General features: G+C 60.3%; 17 protein-coding genes and 5 pseudogenes. 11 read left to right on the forward strand and 11 right to left on the reverse strand.

All coding sequences use genetic code 11. From position 1 onward, the window contains the following. Positions 1 to 142: 142 nt before the first annotated feature. Genes folP through folK form a run of 3 tightly spaced genes read left to right on the forward strand, consistent with a single transcriptional unit; the run spans position 143 to position 1,789 of the window. On the forward strand, positions 143 to 958 hold the full coding sequence (gene folP, locus NF876_RS31080; protein WP_210806294.1) for a dihydropteroate synthase: 816 nt from the start codon (positions 143 to 145) through the stop codon (positions 956 to 958). Continuing rightward, complete coding sequence (gene folB, locus NF876_RS31085; RefSeq protein WP_210806296.1) at positions 955 to 1,323, forward strand: dihydroneopterin aldolase; 369 nt, start codon at positions 955 to 957, stop codon at positions 1,321 to 1,323. The genes folP and folB overlap by 4 nt, the downstream gene beginning before the upstream one ends. Next, positions 1,316 to 1,789: a 2-amino-4-hydroxy-6-hydroxymethyldihydropteridine diphosphokinase gene (gene folK, locus NF876_RS31090; protein ID WP_114949079.1), complete on the forward strand. Its 474-nt coding sequence runs from the start codon at positions 1,316 to 1,318 to the stop codon at positions 1,787 to 1,789. Before folB ends, folK begins: the two co-directional genes overlap by 8 nt. On the opposite strand, the gene NF876_RS31095 is transcribed toward folK, so the two are convergent. From NF876_RS31095 to NF876_RS31115, 5 genes and pseudogenes are all read right to left on the reverse strand, one after another. Further along, positions 1,786 to 1,974, reverse strand: a complete 189-nt coding sequence (locus NF876_RS31095; RefSeq protein WP_210806298.1) for a hypothetical protein — start codon at positions 1,972 to 1,974, stop codon at positions 1,786 to 1,788. The genes folK and NF876_RS31095 overlap by 4 nt on opposite strands. A gap of 606 nt (positions 1,975 to 2,580) precedes the next feature. Next, positions 2,581 to 3,111 carry an IS630 family transposase gene (locus tag NF876_RS31100; RefSeq protein ID WP_315974488.1) on the reverse strand — a complete coding sequence of 177 codons (531 nt, stop codon included), beginning with the start codon at positions 3,109 to 3,111 and terminating at the stop codon, positions 2,581 to 2,583. A 31-nt stretch (positions 3,112 to 3,142) separates the two neighbouring features. Further along, positions 3,143 to 3,319 (reverse strand): hypothetical protein, encoded by a 177-nt coding sequence (locus tag NF876_RS31105; RefSeq protein WP_262272103.1) that lies wholly within the window; start codon positions 3,317 to 3,319, stop codon positions 3,143 to 3,145. Positions 3,320 to 3,635: 316 nt separating this feature from the next. Next, a complete protein-coding gene (locus NF876_RS31110) occupies positions 3,636 to 4,238 on the reverse strand; it encodes a class I SAM-dependent methyltransferase (RefSeq protein ID WP_262272104.1) in 603 nt (200 codons plus the stop codon). A gap of 293 nt (positions 4,239 to 4,531) precedes the next feature. Further along, positions 4,532 to 4,879, reverse strand: a pseudogene (locus NF876_RS31115) (DDE-type integrase/transposase/recombinase); the annotation flags it as partial. 248 nt (positions 4,880 to 5,127) lie between these two features. Between NF876_RS31115 and NF876_RS43585 the strand changes: the two are divergent. The 5 genes from NF876_RS43585 (at position 5,128) to pdhA (ending at position 9,300) form a co-directional block, all read left to right on the forward strand. Beyond that, positions 5,128 to 5,508: a DUF5372 family protein gene (locus NF876_RS43585; protein ID WP_210806302.1), complete on the forward strand. Its 381-nt coding sequence runs from the start codon at positions 5,128 to 5,130 to the stop codon at positions 5,506 to 5,508. Positions 5,509 to 6,195: 687 nt separating this feature from the next. Beyond that, positions 6,196 to 6,414, forward strand: coding sequence for a hypothetical protein (locus tag NF876_RS31120; RefSeq protein ID WP_114948107.1), 219 nt, complete (start codon positions 6,196 to 6,198; stop codon positions 6,412 to 6,414). Positions 6,415 to 6,425: 11 nt separating this feature from the next. Continuing rightward, positions 6,426 to 7,406, forward strand: a complete 981-nt coding sequence (locus tag NF876_RS31125; RefSeq protein WP_114948106.1) for a magnesium transporter CorA family protein — start codon at positions 6,426 to 6,428, stop codon at positions 7,404 to 7,406. 275 nt (positions 7,407 to 7,681) lie between these two features. After that, complete coding sequence (locus tag NF876_RS31130) at positions 7,682 to 8,299, forward strand: TetR/AcrR family transcriptional regulator (protein ID WP_114948105.1); 618 nt, start codon at positions 7,682 to 7,684, stop codon at positions 8,297 to 8,299. A gap of 5 nt (positions 8,300 to 8,304) precedes the next feature. Next, positions 8,305 to 9,300: a pyruvate dehydrogenase (acetyl-transferring) E1 component subunit alpha gene (pdhA, locus tag NF876_RS31135; protein WP_114948104.1), complete on the forward strand. Its 996-nt coding sequence runs from the start codon at positions 8,305 to 8,307 to the stop codon at positions 9,298 to 9,300. A gap of 913 nt (positions 9,301 to 10,213) precedes the next feature. Here the strand turns inward: pdhA and NF876_RS31140 are convergent. Together NF876_RS31140 and NF876_RS31145 are read right to left on the reverse strand one after the other, a co-directional pair. Beyond that, positions 10,214 to 10,468 carry a DUF6894 family protein gene (locus NF876_RS31140; RefSeq protein WP_247654236.1) on the reverse strand — a complete coding sequence of 85 codons (255 nt, stop codon included), beginning with the start codon at positions 10,466 to 10,468 and terminating at the stop codon, positions 10,214 to 10,216. A gap of 613 nt (positions 10,469 to 11,081) precedes the next feature. Then, a pseudogene (locus tag NF876_RS31145) lies at positions 11,082 to 11,456 on the reverse strand (transposase); the annotation flags it as partial. Positions 11,457 to 11,700: 244 nt separating this feature from the next. Here NF876_RS31145 and NF876_RS43595 point away from each other — a divergent pair. Together NF876_RS43595 and NF876_RS31155 are read left to right on the forward strand one after the other, a co-directional pair. Beyond that, positions 11,701 to 12,107: pseudogene (locus NF876_RS43595) on the forward strand (Tn3 family transposase); the annotation flags it as partial. 187 nt (positions 12,108 to 12,294) lie between these two features. After that, on the forward strand, positions 12,295 to 13,623 hold the full coding sequence (locus NF876_RS31155) for an NAD(P)/FAD-dependent oxidoreductase (protein WP_262272105.1): 1,329 nt from the start codon (positions 12,295 to 12,297) through the stop codon (positions 13,621 to 13,623). A gap of 564 nt (positions 13,624 to 14,187) precedes the next feature. On the opposite strand, the pseudogene NF876_RS31160 reads toward NF876_RS31155, so the two are convergent. From NF876_RS31160 to NF876_RS43600, 4 genes and pseudogenes are all read right to left on the reverse strand, one after another. After that, positions 14,188 to 14,568, reverse strand: a pseudogene (locus NF876_RS31160) (transposase); the annotation flags it as partial. 248 nt (positions 14,569 to 14,816) lie between these two features. Next, complete coding sequence (locus NF876_RS31165) at positions 14,817 to 16,025, reverse strand: beta-ketoacyl-[acyl-carrier-protein] synthase family protein (protein ID WP_210804971.1); 1,209 nt, start codon at positions 16,023 to 16,025, stop codon at positions 14,817 to 14,819. Then, positions 16,026 to 16,316 (reverse strand): acyl carrier protein, encoded by a 291-nt coding sequence (locus tag NF876_RS31170; protein WP_210804973.1) that lies wholly within the window; start codon positions 16,314 to 16,316, stop codon positions 16,026 to 16,028. It lies immediately after the preceding gene. Between the two features lie 733 nt (positions 16,317 to 17,049). Continuing rightward, positions 17,050 to 17,148: pseudogene (locus NF876_RS43600) on the reverse strand (DDE-type integrase/transposase/recombinase); the annotation flags it as partial. Positions 17,149 to 17,643: 495 nt separating this feature from the next. Here NF876_RS43600 and NF876_RS31175 point away from each other — a divergent pair. Continuing rightward, the coding region (locus NF876_RS31175) for a helix-turn-helix domain-containing protein (RefSeq protein WP_262272106.1) at positions 17,644 to 17,925 on the forward strand (282 nt) is incomplete at its 3' end.

Here is a 17,925-nt window from a genome sequence, read left to right on the forward strand (position 1 = left end):
GCCGTACGTAGTCGCTGATGGCCTGGAATGTTTTGATGGACGGCTGGTTCCGGTTCTTGATCCGAGCCTTCCTATGGAAGAGATCTCGACTTCTGGAGCAAACCGCTACAGAAAGAGACCCTTTCCTGAACTAAGGTGAGCTATGACGGTGATCCTGAACGACCTCGGCACACGCACCCTGATCATGGGTGTCCTGAACGTAACGCCTGACTCATTCTCGGATGGCGGTCTGTTCGGCGACCATGCTACTGCGGTCAAGCATGCCCGCGAAATGGAGCAGGCAGGCGCCGACATCATTGACATTGGCGGAGAGTCCACACGCCCCGGCCATACACCGATCGAAGCCCAGGAGGAGCAACGGCGGGTCCTGCCGATCATCCGCGACCTTGCTTCCGTCTTGACGGTGCCGATCTCGATCGACACCTATCGGGCAGCCACGGCCCGAGCCGCCCTCGCGGCAGGGGCCAAAATCGTGAACGATATTTGGGGCCTTCAGCGTGATCCTGACATGGCAGCGGTCATCGCGGACTACAATGCCTACGCGATCGTCATGCACAACCGGGCCGAGGTCGAGGCCTCGCTCGACATCATGGCGGATATGCTGCGCTTCTTCGAGCACTCCTTGGCTCTGGCCCGCCAAGCTGGTATCCCAGATGCACGCCTGATCCTTGATCCGGGTATCGGCTTCGGCAAGACAGCCGACCAAAATCTTGAAGCTCTCCGCCGCCTGCCGGAACTGAAGGCGCTGGGTTTCCCTGTGATGGTAGGTGCTTCTCGCAAGTCGGTCCTGAGTCGCTTCTATGATCCCCATGTCCCACCGCGCGATCGACTCTTCGGCACTCTCGGAGCGCATGTGGCGGCCGTGAGCCGCGGCGCCGATATCGTTCGCGTCCACGACGTCAAGGCTCATGTGGAGGCCTGCCGTGTGGCCGACATCCTCTTGAGGAACCTGCCATGAGCGATACGATTACGCTCTCCCGTCTGGCGCTCTATGCTCACCATGGCGTTCACGCTGAAGAGGCTCGCCTCGGGCAGCGCTTCTATGTCAGCCTGACCTGCTTGCTTGATGTTAAACCTGCCGGGCAGGCGGATGATTACCGGCAGACCGTCTGCTATGCGACCTTGGCTAAGCTCGTTCATGAGATTGGCACAACGCGCCGCTTCCATATCATCGAGGGGCTGGCCGAGGCAATTGCCGCAGCCGTGCTCGCCCAGTTCCAGCTGATTACGGCCGTGACAGTGCAGATCGAGAAGCCTGAGGCTCCGGTGCCTTTCATTCTCAACGGTGTTGCGGTTCAGATCCGGCGCTCCCGCAATGGCTAAGGTCGCACTCAGCCTCGGCAGCAATCTGGGCGACAAGCGCGCCAACATTGCCAAGGCACTGTCCGCTCTGGATGAGGGTGGTGCACGGATTATGGTGCGCTCTGCGGACTACCGCACGGAGCCCTGGGGTCCCATTGCTCAGGACTGGTTCGTCAATGCCTGTGCCCTGGCCGAGACGGATCTCGCGCCCGATGACCTTCTGGCCCTGTGCCTTCGGGTGGAGCGGCAGCTTGGGCGCATCCGCGAGGTGAAGTGGGGGCCCCGGGTCATCGACATCGATATTCTAACCTATGACGATCTTGAGCTGATCACTCGCAGTCTGACCCTCCCCCACCCATTCATAGGAGAGCGTGAGTTTGTGCTGGTGCCGCTAGCCGAGATCGCATCGGATCTGAAGCTCGGCGGCCGGCCTATAATGGATATGCTCGCCGGATTGAACAGAGGCGATGTCGCGAAGCTTACCTAAGCCAGGATTCGCTTGTTGGCCAACGGATCGCGGCTTCGTTCGTGATTGAGCTGCATCATGGCTTCGTGGATCGTCTGGTCGAGGTCTTCGGGGCGGGTGAAGGTCAGGTGGGCAAGGTCATCGCGCTTCACATCGCGCCATCGCTCTTTGATGTCATTGAGTCCAGGGGCATACTTGGCAGCCAATCAACGCTGAGCCAGTGCACCCGCTGCGCGAGGGCTGCTGTGCTTGCATTGCTGGTGTAAATGACAAACGCTGGCAGGGGCGGCGCTCCGCGAAGGAGCAGATCCATCGGCTCGGCGGCTCCGGAGCCTACACCCACCAAATGCTCCATCAGCCGCGATCATAGGCGCCAGCAGAATTCCAGATCCGACTGCAATTGACCTACCAGTGCAATACCTTTCTGGCTCGGATTAGCGCCACCGAGATGGCAACGCCTCTGCCGGAGGAGTGAAGGGTGTGGTATCGTCCATATCCCACAGTGCAAACGTGGCGCTGCATGCGGTTGGGCTCGACAGCGTCAATCCCGGCTTCTAAGGCCATGCTCGCCTACACTCGTTGGGTGAGGCGTATTGCAGCCAGTGCCCCCGAGCTTTGGCGACCTATACTTCCGGACCATGAGCAGGCGCGGTGAAGGACTACACCGGGTCAACATCGGCGCTTAACCGCGGCGGTGTGACGGTCTGCCCACCAGCCTAACGTGGAGGACATCTCCGTCAGTCGTACATTCTCGGCTCTATCAATAGCTTGGACAAGTTGTGCAATACCGCTTGGCTAAAGCGGATTTTGGATCAGTGTAGAGCACAGCCAGCGTGCCTGATACAGCCTTTGGCATGGTGTGCGGTGATGGTGTAGAGGGCTAGTTGTTTGAGCTCTGCCTCCAGGGTTTCAAGACTGCGCTCGGCTTTGGTCTTGAGCCGCTCATTCATCTTAGCCCAGGCAGGCTCGATCGGGTTGAACTCAGGCGAGTAGCGCGGCAGGTACATCAGTCCGATGCCGGGGTGATTCAGCAGGTCGCGAACTTCTGTGGCGTGATGCGGGCGCAGGTTGTCCATCGCCAGAATGGCGTCCGGCTTCGTGCCTTTGAGGGCCCGCACAAGCACCTGTTCGAGATAGCCCAGCAGCACCGACGTGGAGGTGGACGCCTCGATGGTAATCGTGGTCACCAGTCTGTCACACGCGAGGGCCCCTAGAACCGTCAGCCGTTGCCAGGAGCCGAGCGGGATCGACCCATAGGCGCGCTGCCCACTCGGCGCTCGGGCGTGGGTGCGGGCCATCTTAGTCGTCACCCCGCTCTCGTCGAGGAACACCAAGCGTTCCACGAATAGGTGGTTTATCTGCTGGCGGTAAGCCTCACGCTCGGCGGCAATCTCGGGCCGCTCCTGCTCGGCCGCCCGGAGCGTCTTTTTTCACCGTCAGCTTGAGGCGCTGCAGCGTCCGGCACATCACCGGTCGGCTGATCCGCTTGCTGGTGAGCGCAAACAGACGCTCCGCGTACTGATCCAGGTAGGAATCGTTGGTCTCAGCCACGAGCCCTCGCAGCAGCGCCAGATCATGGGATCCTAGCCGACCGGGCGGTCCTCCGCGGCCCGGCCTCGGGCAGCGCCGGCCCTCCTGGCGGGCGGATCCAGTTCGACACGGTGGCGGGGCACACCCGAAAGCGGCAGGCAATGGCAACCTGGCTGCCCTCACCTTGCTCATAGGCAGCCGGAACGTGCTCGCGCAAATCGCTGGAATAAGGCTGGCATAACTTGTCTCCCGTGCCATATGGCCAACAACGCACAGACCGCTGCTCTCGGTTCAAATCAGCTCGAAGTTCGCTTTAGCATGGCTGCGGTCCGCTCCATCATCGGGCGGCAAACAGTGCGGCACAGCCAATGGTCTCCACCCTCACCTGCTCAAAGCGGGCGGCCAGCTCCCGTCGCAGATCCTCGGCACAGTCCTGTTCGTTCGAGAAGATCCCCTTTGAATTGTAGAAACCCATCAGTACTCTGGCCATTCGGGAGCGCTGGATCCCCCTAGCCAAGAGCGTCGAACCAAACACGACTCCACCTGGTGCGAGAAAAGGCCTGATGTGGTCAAACACCACCGCCTTCTGCTCCATGCTACCCGGCAGGCAATGCAGCACGTAGTTGATGCCGATGGAGGTAAAAGGGCCCGTCTCAAGCTGAAAAGGCTCCAGAACATTCGCACAGACGCATTTGGGGTCATAGCGCCGGATCCGGGATGCGGTCCGCGCGAGGCAGGTCAGGTTGAGATCGAGCAGCGTGATCTGGGGCTGGCCGGAAGGAAACTGGCAGTGGTCGAGAAACCAGCCCGTGCCGACCCCGATTTCGAGGTGACGGTCACTCACGTGATCATTGTAGCGGTCGAGCAGACGTTGGGGCGGGCACTTCCAGATAAGGGGGCTGGACAGGCCGAGCACCACCAGATCGTAAACGTCGAGCATGCGGGGTGTATATACGGCCTGCCCAGCCACGACCGCCGGGTCAGTCCTCTCGTGCCGTGTAGTCATTGGTGTGCCCTCCTGAAGCATTCCAGCGTACCGCGATGTTGCTGAGTGATGTACGGGATCGGCGCATGCAATTGTTGGGCCACAGCGCGTCCGCGGCAAAATGTTTCTGGTGCTTACTATGTGATTACCAGGAAGAGAGAGATCTGTGACACGCAGAAGTGTTGTCATGTCGATTCTCTTGCAAATCCGGCACAGGAACGAGAGAGTAGCAGTGTATCGTGCCGTACTTATGCGGCGAGCAGGTGAAACTGTTCGGCGAGCGATAGCGCCGATTGCACGCATATTTCGCCTGCTATTTGCGCGGCATATGGATCAACTCGTTGCCATCCAAGATCGCGCGGGCACTGTCAGCGGACTTGAAGCCGACCATCGATCGCACGCGGGTTTGACGGCGCAGCGATCCTGCTCGATGCCGTGAGATATTGACTCTACTGGGTCCTGATCGGCTTGAGCCGGCGTCTTGAACGGTTCTGCCGCCGACTCTCAGCATCACACGACAGGACGGCTTCATGATTGGTCTCCCTGGCATCGGCGACGATCCTCTCGGGCCGGCCATGCCGCACGACGAACCGCCTTGAGCAGGAACTCCCAATCGATGCTGGCGAAGTACCATTGGACGGCGAGCACCCGGTCGAACAGCCAGCAGAGCTGACCGGTCTACCTGAGCGCATCGGTCGCGGATCGGCTGGGCGATACCCGTAAGAGTCACCATGGACGACAGGCTCCTTGATCGGCTCGAGATATCGTTTGACCACCTCCTGCGCGATCCTGTCGCCGGCCGTGGGCACACCCTCAGCGAACTGCACCTGGATCCAACCAACCTTTGGGATCGGCTGAGGTCATCCACCCGTTCCATCCGCTGCGCGGACAGCGGTGTGTCTTTCTGAAGGCCCGCTGCGTCTCGGGTGTCGAGACATTGAGCCTGCGCGACCCCCACCGCGGCTCGTTTGCCATACCGCGAGACTGGACCGAATGTACGCGGCCGGAGGCGCAAGCCTCCGCCACGAGCCTCCCCTTGCTGATCAAAGCGTTCGCATACAACCAATCCGGGGTGACCGATGGTCCATCTTTTGATTCGCTCGGACAGACTGGTGAGTCGGTCCGATGGACATCCAACACCTTTCATCAGCGGCCTTGCGCAAACGCCGCCACAAGCTCGCGCACGGCTTGCCGCCCATCGAGCAGGTGCTGCGAGGCTCGCTGATCGAGACTTACAAACGATATGGGCACCTAAACTGCTACTGCATAACCCGGACCGGGTCACGGTCCGAAGCGAAATCTGTCCATCACTCAGCTCGGCGGTCGCCCCCGAAGGGACTACGTTCCAAATTACGCCTATCCGCGAGCCGCGCAATTGATCGCCACTTTCCCGCAAGCTACGCGGCGCGCTCGACGAGATTGGCGCGATCAACGCAGAACTCTGCGACGACGCGCAGAGATTGGATAGACCCTCGTAGCCCAACATAAGAGAGTAGAGGTCACTCTTGTTGAGGCAGTGCAGAGGGCGAAACACCCCGCATGGGTCGAGCTGATACGCAACGCGGCCGATGCATGTATATTACAACAGCCAAGGTTAACATCTCATCGTTGGCCGGCGTCATGCGCCCCAGCAACCCCGTCTTATGACCTTGGAAGACGCCATAGTCGTGGCGCGGCGAGTAAGCGACCGTCATCGCACTTTAGGCTTGACCGGGACCCGCAACAAGCGCATCTGCCTTTCCACCCGCAGTCTGCTTTGGCAGAATGCGGATCCACTGGAACTTTGAACCCCATGCCAAGCGACAGTCACAGTCGATTGACCACGCCGTCACGGGCCTGTGCAGGCACCTGATCTCTTGATCGGCTCACCTGCGACCGGCCCTTGACGGCTGGTTGGAACCGAGGTGAGCCCATGACCCTCCATATTCGGCGCCTCCGTGCGTCCCTCCGCGCGCCTGCCGCGCCCGTGCCTGTCTACCAGGACCGTTCCCTGGCTTACGTGCTCTGGCTGCTCCTGTTTCTCGTCTTCGCCCCAATGATTGGGGTGCATGTTGCCTTTCTGCTCTACCCCGATATGGCAGAGGCCCGGTCTGTCCAGGACAGGAGCAACTCCCCCGGAAAGCACGGCTGAGGAAGGCTGTCATGATCCGGGTCTACGACTGCTCCCAGAACAACTATGACGTGCTCGTGTCGGGTACCACGAGCCTGCCGGAGAGCGCCGTCTGGATCGACCTCGACCGCCCCTCTCCTGAGGAGGAACAGGCGGTCGAGGCCCTGCTTAACCTTGACCTGCCCACGGCCGACGAGATGAAGGACATCGAGCCCTCCTCCCGCTTGTACGTGGAGAACGGCGCAACCTACATGACGGCTGGCGTGCTATGGGGCGTGGAAGTTGGTACGCCGGAAGTCACCCCCGTCACCTTCGTGCTCACGAACGGGCGCCTGGTGACGATGCGCTATGCCGAGCCGCGCTCCTTCCGGACGGTCGCCAACTACATCAAGACCCAACCTGACCTGTGCACCAGCGGGGTCATGACCCTCATTACCCTCCTGGAAGCTAATGTCGACCGCATCGCTGAAGTGCTGGAATGGGTTGGCGGAAGTGTCGATCAGGTCTCCCGGGAGATCCTTGAGCGCAAGCGCCGGGCTAAGCACAAGGCCGCCTCCACCAAGGGGCTGGAGGAGGTGCTTGATGCGATCTCGGTAGACCACAATGTGACGGTAAAGGCGCGCGAAAGTCTCGTCAGCCTTGGCCGTATGATCAGCTTCCTGGCCTTGACCCAACAGGTCAGGACCAGCAAGGAGGCGCGCGAGCACGTCAAGAGCCTAGGCCGCGATGTCGCTTCGCTGACGGATCATGCCACCTTTATCGCCAGCAACATCAACTTCCTGCTCGATGCCTCGCTCGGCCTCATCAACCTGGAGCAAAACCAGATAATCAAGATCTTCTCCGTGGCGGCGGCCTGCCTGATGCCCCCGACCTTGATCGCATCGAACTACGGTATGAACTTTGAGCACATGCCGGAATTAGGGTGGCTGTTCGGCTATCCGGCATCCTTGGCGATGATGGTGGTCTCAGCCATCATCCCGTTCGTCTACTTCAAGCGTAAAGGTTGGCTTTAGGACAGACTGGGCCATGCCTCTTTAAGGGACCAGCCCGAGAGCTGCGGGGATACCCTGGCGCAGGCCTATGCTCGATCCCGGGGCCTTCCTGATGGTGTTCACCCGGATCATCGGCTTGACGCGCGGTGACTTCCGACCGCGCTTCCGAACAACATCGCGGAGTTGCGCTACATAGTGCATCGGAACCCTTGCACTTGGCAGGTGCTCCGACTATTACGATACACAGTGAAGCCTAATGTGGCAGCTAACGCTGCCGGACCCGCGAAGGTATTGTCGTGACCCTATCCCGCCCAGCCGGAAGGCCGCGCAGTGAAGAGGCGAGGCGAGCCGTTCTTCGAGCTGCCTATGCCATCCTCGTCGAACAGGGCCTCACCGCCTTCTCGATCGATGCTGTCGCATTGAATGCCGGCGTCGCCCGGACCACGATCTATCGATGGTGGTCCAGCAAGGGCCTGTTGGCCGTCGAGAGCTTCATGGAGGTTGTGGCACCCCGGTTCAGCTTTTCGGCAACGGCATCGGCCGCCGACGATCTTCGCGCGCTGCTGCACTCGGTGGCGTCCGTCATGAACGGCGAGGCCGGACGGATCATCGCATCCATCCTGGCCGAGGCGCAGGGCGATCCCAACACCCACCAGGCCCTCCTCGACCACTACTCAAATCCCTTGAGACGCGCGAGCATCAAGCTTCTTCAGGCCGGCATCGACAGTGGCGAATTCCGCGCGGATCTTGAACTTGAACCCGTTCTCGATGCCGCATTCGGTGCCCTTTATCTCCACCTGCTCCTGGGCTGGAGGCTTGACCGGGTCTGGGTCGACCAAGTTGCGGACACGCTGCTGAACGGCTGTCGGCAGAAGCCTCCCCTCCAACCATTCGCATCGACGAACAACAGGTGACATCCATGGATATCGAGGACCGAGCGTCGAAGAAGTCGGGCTTGCGGGATGAGCTGCTTCGCCACTATCGCGACATGCTGCTCATCCGCCGCTTCGAGGAGAAGACCGGCCAGCTTTATGGTACCGGCGCGATCGCCGGCTTCTGCCATCTATACATCGGACAGGAGGCCATCGCGGTCGGCATGGTCGCCGCCGCCGGCCCGAATGATACCTTCATCACCAGCTACCGGGACCACGGTTTCATGCTGGCGCTCGGCATGGACCCGAACCGTGTCATGGCGGAGCTGACCGGACGCCGTGACGGCTACTCTCATGGCAAAGGCGGATCGATGCACATGTTCGCCCGTGAGCGCAACTTCCTCGGCGGGCATGGCATTGTCGGCGCCCAGGTGCCGATCGGCGCCGGAGTCGCCTTTGCCCACAAGTACAAGGACGACGGCAACATCTCGCTCACGTTCATGGGCGATGGCGCCGCCAACCAGGGGCAGGTCTACGAGACCTTCAACATGGCCGCGCTGTGGAAGCTGCCCTGTGTGTTCGTCATCGAGAACAACCAGTACGGTATGGGTACTTCGGTGTCGCGCCACGCCGCCGGACCCGGCCACTACTTGCGAGGGGAGGGCTACGGCATCCCGGGCAAGCGCGTCGACGGCATGGATATTCAGGCCGTGAAGGCTGCGGGGCTCGACGCGGCCGAGCATGCCCGCTCTGGCAAGGGTCCGATCCTGCTTGAGATGATGACCTACCGCTACCGCGGTCATTCTATGTCAGACCCGGGCAAGTACCGCACGCGCGAGGAAGTCGACCAGATGCGGCATCGACGAGATCCGATCGATCATGTCGGCAAGTTCCTGGTGGACCGATACGGCCTGACGAAGGATGTGCTCAAGGCCGAAGAAGAGGACGTGCGCAAAATCGTCAATGCAGCGGCGGAGTTTTCGCTAGAGAACCCGGAGCCCGACGCGTCGGAGCTTTGGACGGACGTTTACAAGGTCAGCTGAAGAGGCCGGAGCAGAACCGGCGGTCACCAGTACACCGACAACTCATTCCCCACATCCGCTGTCAATTTTGCACCTCATGATAGGACTGGGCGATTTGGATGCCGATTTGTGCACTTCACGTGAGACTGGAAGCCTTCTCAGTCTCACATGAAGTGCACATAGGAGCAGGGCTCCTTAGTTGCCTGCGGCGTGCCATGTCCCGCATCTCCTCTCGGGAGTTGCCTCCGGCCAGGGGAGCCTGCCAGGCCCTCGATGTGAGTTTCGCCACGCGTCGTCAGGTCGCATGCACGCGGTTGGGCAGTCTCACATGAACTGCAAATGGTTTCAAATGCAACACCGCCTTTTATCCCATTCAGCCGTCCGACTCGATAGACCGGCATGCTACTGTCGCAGTCACTCCGAAGTGGAGGCGATAAATGCACTTAGCGCACGTAGAGCGTTTCGTCGTTTTCCAGGCGCAGAATGAGTGGTTGGTCACATGCAGAGATCGGACACAGATCACCTTTTCCACGCGGGAGGAAGCTGAGACCTCGGCCTTGAATGCCGCAGACGCCTTGCCACTCAAGAACATTCTGTTTCCATTCTGATTAGGCCAGATGCGCCCGACACTGATACCCAGCATACGAAGGTGCTGATGGGACATACTCCTCAATTCAAGCCAAGCTAACGGTCCTACCCGCACCTTTCCAGGCGTTATAGGCCAGGAGCCGCTGCAACGGAGGACAAGAAGAACAGTCGTCTACCTGGCACTGCGAATGGCAAGAGCTTGATCAAGACCGCACAGGCCGCTCAGGTCAGAGAGCATGTTTGTGGCATCCTCGCCTGACTCAAGTCTCATGCTCCACAATCTTCGGGCAAGACCAAGTAATCCCCGAAGAGATCGGAGGCGCGAGGCTCTCGAATGTGATCTTTATCAGTGGATAGTCTTGTCAAGAGGAAGCGAGCAAAGAAGCGTTCCGTTGGAGGATACGATGTTGAGCCGCCAACCAACCCAGTCATCAAACACGCTATTGAACTCCCGGCGCAATTCGCTGATGGCCTTCTCTGCTTCAGTTTTTGCCGTCTTCAGATCAGAGACCTCAACGCCTGTGTCATCCAGAATGGCCTCGTCGCCGTTCACGAGGTGAAAGAAACAGCGCATGTTCGCCCCCGGCATCTGGTGGTTCATTTCCCTTGGTCGCGTACAACCTTCAAAGGAAAGCTGTCGAGAGCCACCCAGCCAACATCAGGATGGGGGCACGGCACCAGATAGGCCCGACCATCCTCCAGCTTCTCAACTCGGCACCGGAGTGCCCTCTGATCACCTGGAGGGCGGTATACAACGATGGAGCCAATCTCGATCTGATCGCCCGAGCCTGCCCCTCCCTGATGATCCAAGATGTGAGTGTCAGAGGGTACGCTCTGATGTGCGTCCGGCTCCTTACTTGCCCTGAAGCGATCGAGGGCCGCGATCGCGACACGGGCGCGGTCTCGATAACGGTCGCTCACGACCCGCAAGAGGAGGTCACGGCTGCGTCCGGGATACCAGGAGGCTCCGCCGACTTTGGCGAGGTCATTCGCAACCGCTTCGATTTCTTCCTCAGTCATGTCTTGCCAACCTCTGCCTTCAGATATCGGGGTAACCCGAAGAATGTAGAAGAGTAACGCCTAGCTTCAGAAAAGAAGCAGAATGGCTTAGCCGAAGTCAGGACCTTTTGTGCGGGGACCCTCTCAGGACCAGTGCAAGATCTGTTCCAGATTATTTGCTCATATGGCCGTCATTCCGGCACGTCAGCAGCGGCTTACGCTCCCTGATTTCGCGTGACAGGTGCAATGGAGACGCTCTGGGCAATGTCCCACACGAAGCTGGCCAGTTCGCGCGCAATCGCGGTGGCTACCTTGAGCAACGGCTTGCCGGCGGCCATCAGGCGCCGGAGGCGTTGGCACAACCGAACCTGCGCCCGCCAGGCTACCGCTCGGATCTCGTCCGGCAACCCTCCCACCCGGGCGCGATAGCAGACCGCCTCGCGCGCCGGCAAGCGGTAGGACCAGCCCGCCTCGATCAGCATCGTGCGGGCATGCCCGTTGCCGCTCCTGGTAAGCCCACCCCGCCGCCGGCGGGTGCTGCTCGACCGTTCCGATGGCACCAGCCCAAGCCAGCTCATCAGCTGCTTCGGTCAGATTGTACGGGAAGGCGATGTGACGCGCGCGTGGTTGATTGCCGGCTTCGGCGCTCGCACGAGACGAGTCACCCTTGTGGCCCAAGCCGTTACGCTCGAGCAGACGCTGACGGACGCGGCGATCACGATGCTCAACAAGCTGATCGGCCACTTCTTCTACGCGCGTGCCCACATGCGGCGCAGGAAACGGTATGTTGAGGCCCACCAAGATACGACCAAGGTGCTGTGTCTCTTCCGGACAAACCTGCTTCATCTGGCGGCCTCGATTAAGACACGATCGGGGCATCATCGGCAACCCTCAAGCGGCTGGCAGCCTCTCGCAATCCCAGCCAGCTCGCCCGCGCCCTCCGCGAGCTCGGACGCCTCGAGCGCACGCTGTTCATGATCGAGTGGTATTCCGACTCTGCGCTGCGGCGGCGTTGTCAGGCTGGTCTCCACAAGGGCGACGCGACCCACAAGATGAAACGGGCCGCGGACCTTCCCCGCCGCCAAGCACGGACGATCCAGTCTAATGTTCTCAAACACGTGTCGCCTCTGAGTTGAGAGCACATCAATCTCACCGGCACCTACGCATGGGGCGAGCAGCCTGTGCTTGTAGACGGCTTTCGACCCTTGCGACTACCCAAGCCCTTGGCTCGCGCCGCATAGCCCAACGGCAGAGCCGATCGTCAGGTTCGCTGTTCGTTCTACCTTAGCGCACAAACAGGCATAGATCTTGCGCTGCCCTCAACGTGGGGAGAGCTACTGATGAGCGGTCTCTTTCCTCTCAATTCATGTTCGCAGCGGAAAACGCACGCTGATCGAACCCACTAACGAAACAGTGAGATAGACGGGCATGGGACCAAAGGTCGATTCAGGTACATACGATAACGCAATTCCGGCTCAGGCTGATGTCGTAGTCATCGGTGGGGGCATCGTCGGAACAAATACGGCCTTGTTCCTAGCCCGGAAAAACATCTCGGTCGTGTTGTGCGAAAAGGGGCACATCGCAGGTGAGCAGTCGAGCCGCAATTGGGGCTGGGTCCGCAAGCAGGGCAGGGATTCCCGAGAGATCCCTCTCATCATCGAAAGCATGCGCCTGTGGACGGGAATGAACGAACTTGTTGGAGCTGAAACTGGCTTCCGCACAACGGGGATCCTCTATGTCTGCGACACCGACGAAGATGCTGCCAAAAGAGAAGCTTGGTTGGAACTGGTACGTCCCTATCAGCTGGATACCCGCCTCATTGGCTCCGAGGAACTCAGCAGCCTGATGCCTGGCGCAAACAGGCGCTTCAAAGGAGCGCTTTATACAGCATCCGACGGGCGCGCTGAGCCGCAGAAAGCGGCGCCAGCCATCGCCCAAGCCGCGCGGCGTGATGGCGCGACAATCCTGACCCAATGCGCAGTGCGGGGCGTCGAGACCACGGCCGGCCGAGTCACCCGTGTCGTTACAGAGAAGGGGCCAATCACATGCAATGCTGTCGTCCTTGCAGGTGGGGCCTGGTCCCGATTGTTTTGCCATGATCTTGGAATTAGACTGCCACAATTGAAGGTCTGCTCATCTGTCCTGCGCACCGAAGCCCTGGAGGGCGGCCCAATAAGCGCTGCTAGGCTTCCGAAAGTTGCCTACCGCAAGCGCCTGGACGGCGGGTACACAATTGCGAGCGTAAATGCTAATATCGCCGATATCGTCCCAGATACGTTCGCTTTCTTTAGGGACTTCCTTCCAACATTGCGGATGGAGTGGAAATCGCTCCAGCTGAGGCTCGGCCGTCGCTTCTATGACGAGTGGTCAATGGCGGAGAAGAAGCCCATCGACCAAATCTCACGCTACGAGCAGGCGCGCGTGCTCGATCCCGAGCCAGAGGCTACCCTCAACGATCAAGCTCTCGCAGCGATGAAAGCCGTGTTCCCAGTGTTTGAAAAGGCGAGGGTTGCCCAGCAATGGGCAGGCATGATCGATGTGACGCCTGATGCCGTACCGGTGATTTCTCAAGTCGACGGGATTTCGGACTTCGTGATCGCCACTGGCTTTTCCGGGCATGGGTTTGGGATCGGTCCTGGAGCCGGTCAGCTTGCCGCCGATCTCGTCACCGGAGATCCGCCGATTGTGGACCCCACGCCGTTTCGCTTTTCGCGGTTCACGGATGGATCTCGCCCGCGGCCCGAAGTGGCAGTGTGAACAAACATGCCTATGAAGCGATCCGGATCAACCAGCAAACATAGCGTTGTATCACCCAGGCAGCGGCGATGATCCGGTGTAGATCCGAAGATCGGAACTGGGGTTGCGAGCAAAACAGGAGGAAGCCAGATGAGTGACTGCATGAAACGGCCATATCATCATCTACAAGCAAGCGATGTTGCCGATATGGGGAGACGCTCGGGAATAAGCCGGCGCGACCTACTCCACCTTGGCCTCGTAGCTGGAGCGGCGACTCTGGTCAAGCCGAGCAGGGCACCGGCGGCATCGTCATGTCTGGATAGCGCCCGTTTGGCAATGTGTGGAATCAAGCCGAAGTGCGACGAGTGGTGGGTGATCGGTCCGTGGTCGGTCAGGAGTTGCCAGGGCGGGGCTGGTCAGGGATGCACAGCTCCCGCAGTCGCGCATCCGGCGAGCTCATCAGAAGCTCTTTGGGCATGCGATAGCCCAAGCAGTTGCGTGCGGCTTCATTGAGCCGATCACAGATCCCAAGCAAGACCTCCTCGGGCAAAGCAGCAATGTCCGTGTCCTGCGACAAAAGATGGCGTCGACACCCCGGTCCACAATCACACGCCTCCCGTTCGCGCTCATGACTTCCATGCGACCGTGGTCGGGTGTGAGAGGCTGCACAGGTGCAGCCGATGCAGGCTGCGCGACTGCACCACGAGACGCGGGAACGATCAGTTCCGGAACAAAGCCGTCGGTCGAACGGCTGACGAGCCTTCCTTCCCGCGCGGCCCTGCGCCACCCGTTCAACTGCCAGCGCGTGATCCCATGGCGCTGCACCGTTGCGGTGACCTGGCGCAGGCCGCTATAGCTTTCCGCCACAATCGCCAGCTTCGCCTCATCAGTGAACCGCCGCCGGCGACCGCTCTCGACGATCTCCATCCTGCTGACGCGCCCCGGGCGAGCATCCATCATGTCCATGGCTAAAGCACTGTCTATACTGACGTCTATATAGACAGACCATCTACAGTCTCACTCACTAGCGCAATGCGTCCTTCCTCAGATGCGTACTTCTACAGAAACTGCAGAAGCGTTCATCGGGAAGGACTAGGCATGAATCATCGACCGGAACACTCTCATGTGAGGCAATCGGGGGCCCTCCACCCCATCAGAGCCGGCGACACTATGCGGTCAATTAACTCCCAGACGGTGAACCGACTGTCTCCCGACTACGCTTGTTTGATGGCTAGAACTGCGTTCGTCCCGCCGAAGGCAAACGCGTTGCTCAGAGCCACGCGCACCTTGCGCTCGCGTGGCACATTAGGTGTGACATCGAGATCGCAATCAGTGTCCGGCTCACGATAATTGGCAGTCGGAGGCACGACGCCCTCACGGATCGCCATCACGCAGGCGATCAGTTCGAGCGCGCCCGACGCGCCGAGGCAATGCGCGTGCATGGATTTGGTGGAAGAGACGGACATCGTATAGGCATGGTCGCCGAAGACGCGCTTGATCGCTTCTGTTTCGGTTTGATCGTTGGCCTTGGTGCCGCTGCCATGCGCGTTGAGGTAGTCGACAGCGTCCGCATTCAGCCCGGCATCAGCAAGGCAGGCGCGCATCGCGCTTTCCGGTCCCTGGACAGTCGGCGCGACGATGTTGTAGGCGTCGGCGGAAAGGCCTATGCCGGCGATCTCGGCAAGGATCGGGGCACCGCGGGCTGCGGCATGCTCGTAACTTTCCAGCACGGCCATGCCCGCCCCCTCGCCCAGCACCACACCCCGCCGGTCGGCGGAGAAGGGCCGGCAGGTATCCGGCGCAAGCACCCGAAGCGCCTCCCACGCCATCAACACCCCCCAAATGAGCGGCGCGTCGCTGCCGCCGGCAACCATCACGTCGGCTCGGCCGAGCCTGATCTGATCGACCGCCGAAGCAAACGCGTGGTTGGCCGAGGAACATGCGGAGGTGACGCCGAAGACCGGCCCACGCAGACCAAGGCTCATGCTGACCTGGCCTGCGGCGGCGCTCGGCATCACCTTGGGTGCAGTGAAGGTGGCGGCACGGCTCTCGCCACCCAAAAGGAGGGCCCTGTAGTTTTGCTCGATCGCCTCCCAGCCACAAACGCAAACGCCCACAACGGTACCGAAGCGATGAGCATTTTCGGCATCGGGGGAAAGTCCGGCCTGACCCATGGCTTCGCGTGCGGCAAGCACGGCGAGCAGGCTGAAACGGTCCATGGAGACGAGTTGCTTGGGGTCGATGTCGTGCTCCGGCAGCGCCTTAATCTCGGCGCCAATCCTGACTTTAAGCCCATAAAGCTCAGAATTGGTGATCAGGCCGATGGCCGAGCGGCCTTCGCGCATCTCTCTCCAAATCGAGGCGGCGTCGGTGCCCAGCCCGCACAGCCCCCCTATTCCGGTAATGACGACACGTCTGTCCATTTAGGCCTCCTTAGCGAGCAAGCCGCGGACAGTCTCCACGATGTCGCCGATAGTTCTGAGATTCGACGAAGCTTCGGCGGCGGCCAACTCGATTTGGATGCCATAGGACCGCTCCAGGTCAATGATGAGGTCAGTCAAACCCAGCGAATCGAAGCCGAGTGAGGTCAGTTCTGTGGCGGCCGTTATCTCGCCGCTTCCCGATATAGCCGCGGCCGAAATCGCCCAGTGGGCCGACTCGACGTGATTCTCAATCTTGGCGATGATTTCCTTCGTAAGTTGATCTGCGCTCATGTTTCTTCCTATCATGCGTTCAACGCTGACGCGGCGCGATCCCTCAACCGAGCCGCGTCGCGAAAATTGCCCCTCATCCCGGTCGAGTGATTGACTAAGGCACTTGGTTATAAAGATTTGAACAGTTGCAACTCATATTCCGGCATAGTCTCCACCGCACGTCAGAGCGCTTGCAAAGTCCCCGTTGTCAGGTCCGTATTGGGCACCCGTCACGCGACGAGGGCGGTGGCGCGATCGGTGCGCGTCAGGTGCTGCTGTCTATGCAACGTTGCAGAAGGTTCGTAAAATTGAATCTTTCGATGGAACACATCCACGCGATGGATTGCTGCACACCATGCATCTCACGGGCTTTTTTGCATTAACCTGGAAATTGCAAGACGCACCCAGTTGATTGAGGCACTCACACTGCAAGGCCGAATAGCTGGTTCACAAGACGGATCTCGCCTGTCACGCCGGGCTGTCTGGACGTAATGGCTGCGGCGGATCATGCGCATGACCTCAAAGCCCTAAAGGGTCGCAGAATCTGCTCTCATTCTCTGGAAGCCGCGCGTCGCGCCGGATAAGATGCCTGAGCGCTCCGGGACCCGCCTCGATGATGTTGTTAAATATTCTGAGGTGCGGCGTTCAACATCCCTCTACAGCAGGCCTCCCCGCTGCAGGCGCCGGGTGGCCGTGGTATAGGACGCCGGTTTATCGTCTGTTCTGGATGACGGTGAATAGTCTCTAATCGTCCTCAAGCTTTGCGCAGAAAGCGCCAAGCCGCTCGGGTGTTCCGGCCCTCTGACAGGATGAAATCAATCTTTGGACTGTGTTTGTCGACCGCTCGGAACCGATACGTCCAGCGCCTCCAACCCGCACATAAGTTTCATCCACGCTCCACGAGCCGGACCGGTGCCCCTGATGCTGGCGGACCGACTTCTCGATCACAGGCGCATAGCACTGCACCCAGCGGAACATCGTGGGCGGGTCGACGTAGACACCACGCTCTTGCATCATCTCGGCGAGATCGCGGTAGCTGATCCCGTACTTGCAGTACCTGCGCACACACAGCAGGCTGATCTGAACCGGATAGTGGCGCCTCTTGAACAGAGACAATGGAGCGGCTGCTTAGTCAGCCGCCCCCATTAAACTGCCAAGGCTAATGCAAGGGAACCGCCCTTCTACAACTACAAAAAACTGAAGGGCGGTAACGCCGACGCCGCCGACTGCCGGGACGGCGCCCGCCGCTACGCCCTTGAATACATCACATGTGTCAAAAGCCTATGGATAATATTGATCCGGCTCGGGTGCTCTTGAAATCCGCGGTCAGTTGCCCCAAGTCGGCGGGATGAAGCATGTGGATATGCGCAAGCTGCCAGCAGCTGCGCAAGAGGAGCGCCGGCGGCAGGTGATCGGCCTGCGCGAGAGCGGGCTGACCTATGAGGCCATTGCCGCGCAGGTAGGTCTGACCCGCACCGGCGTCTTCGACATCTGCCGCCGCTGCGCCGAGCAGGGCCGGGCGGGGTTGGCCAGCGGGCCGCGCGGCCCGGCCCCTGGCACGGGACGGTTTCTCGAGGCCGAGCAGGAAGCGCAGGTCCGCGCGCTGATCCGCCGGCACACGCCTGACGAA

Source organism: Microvirga yunnanensis, assembly GCF_025460875.1.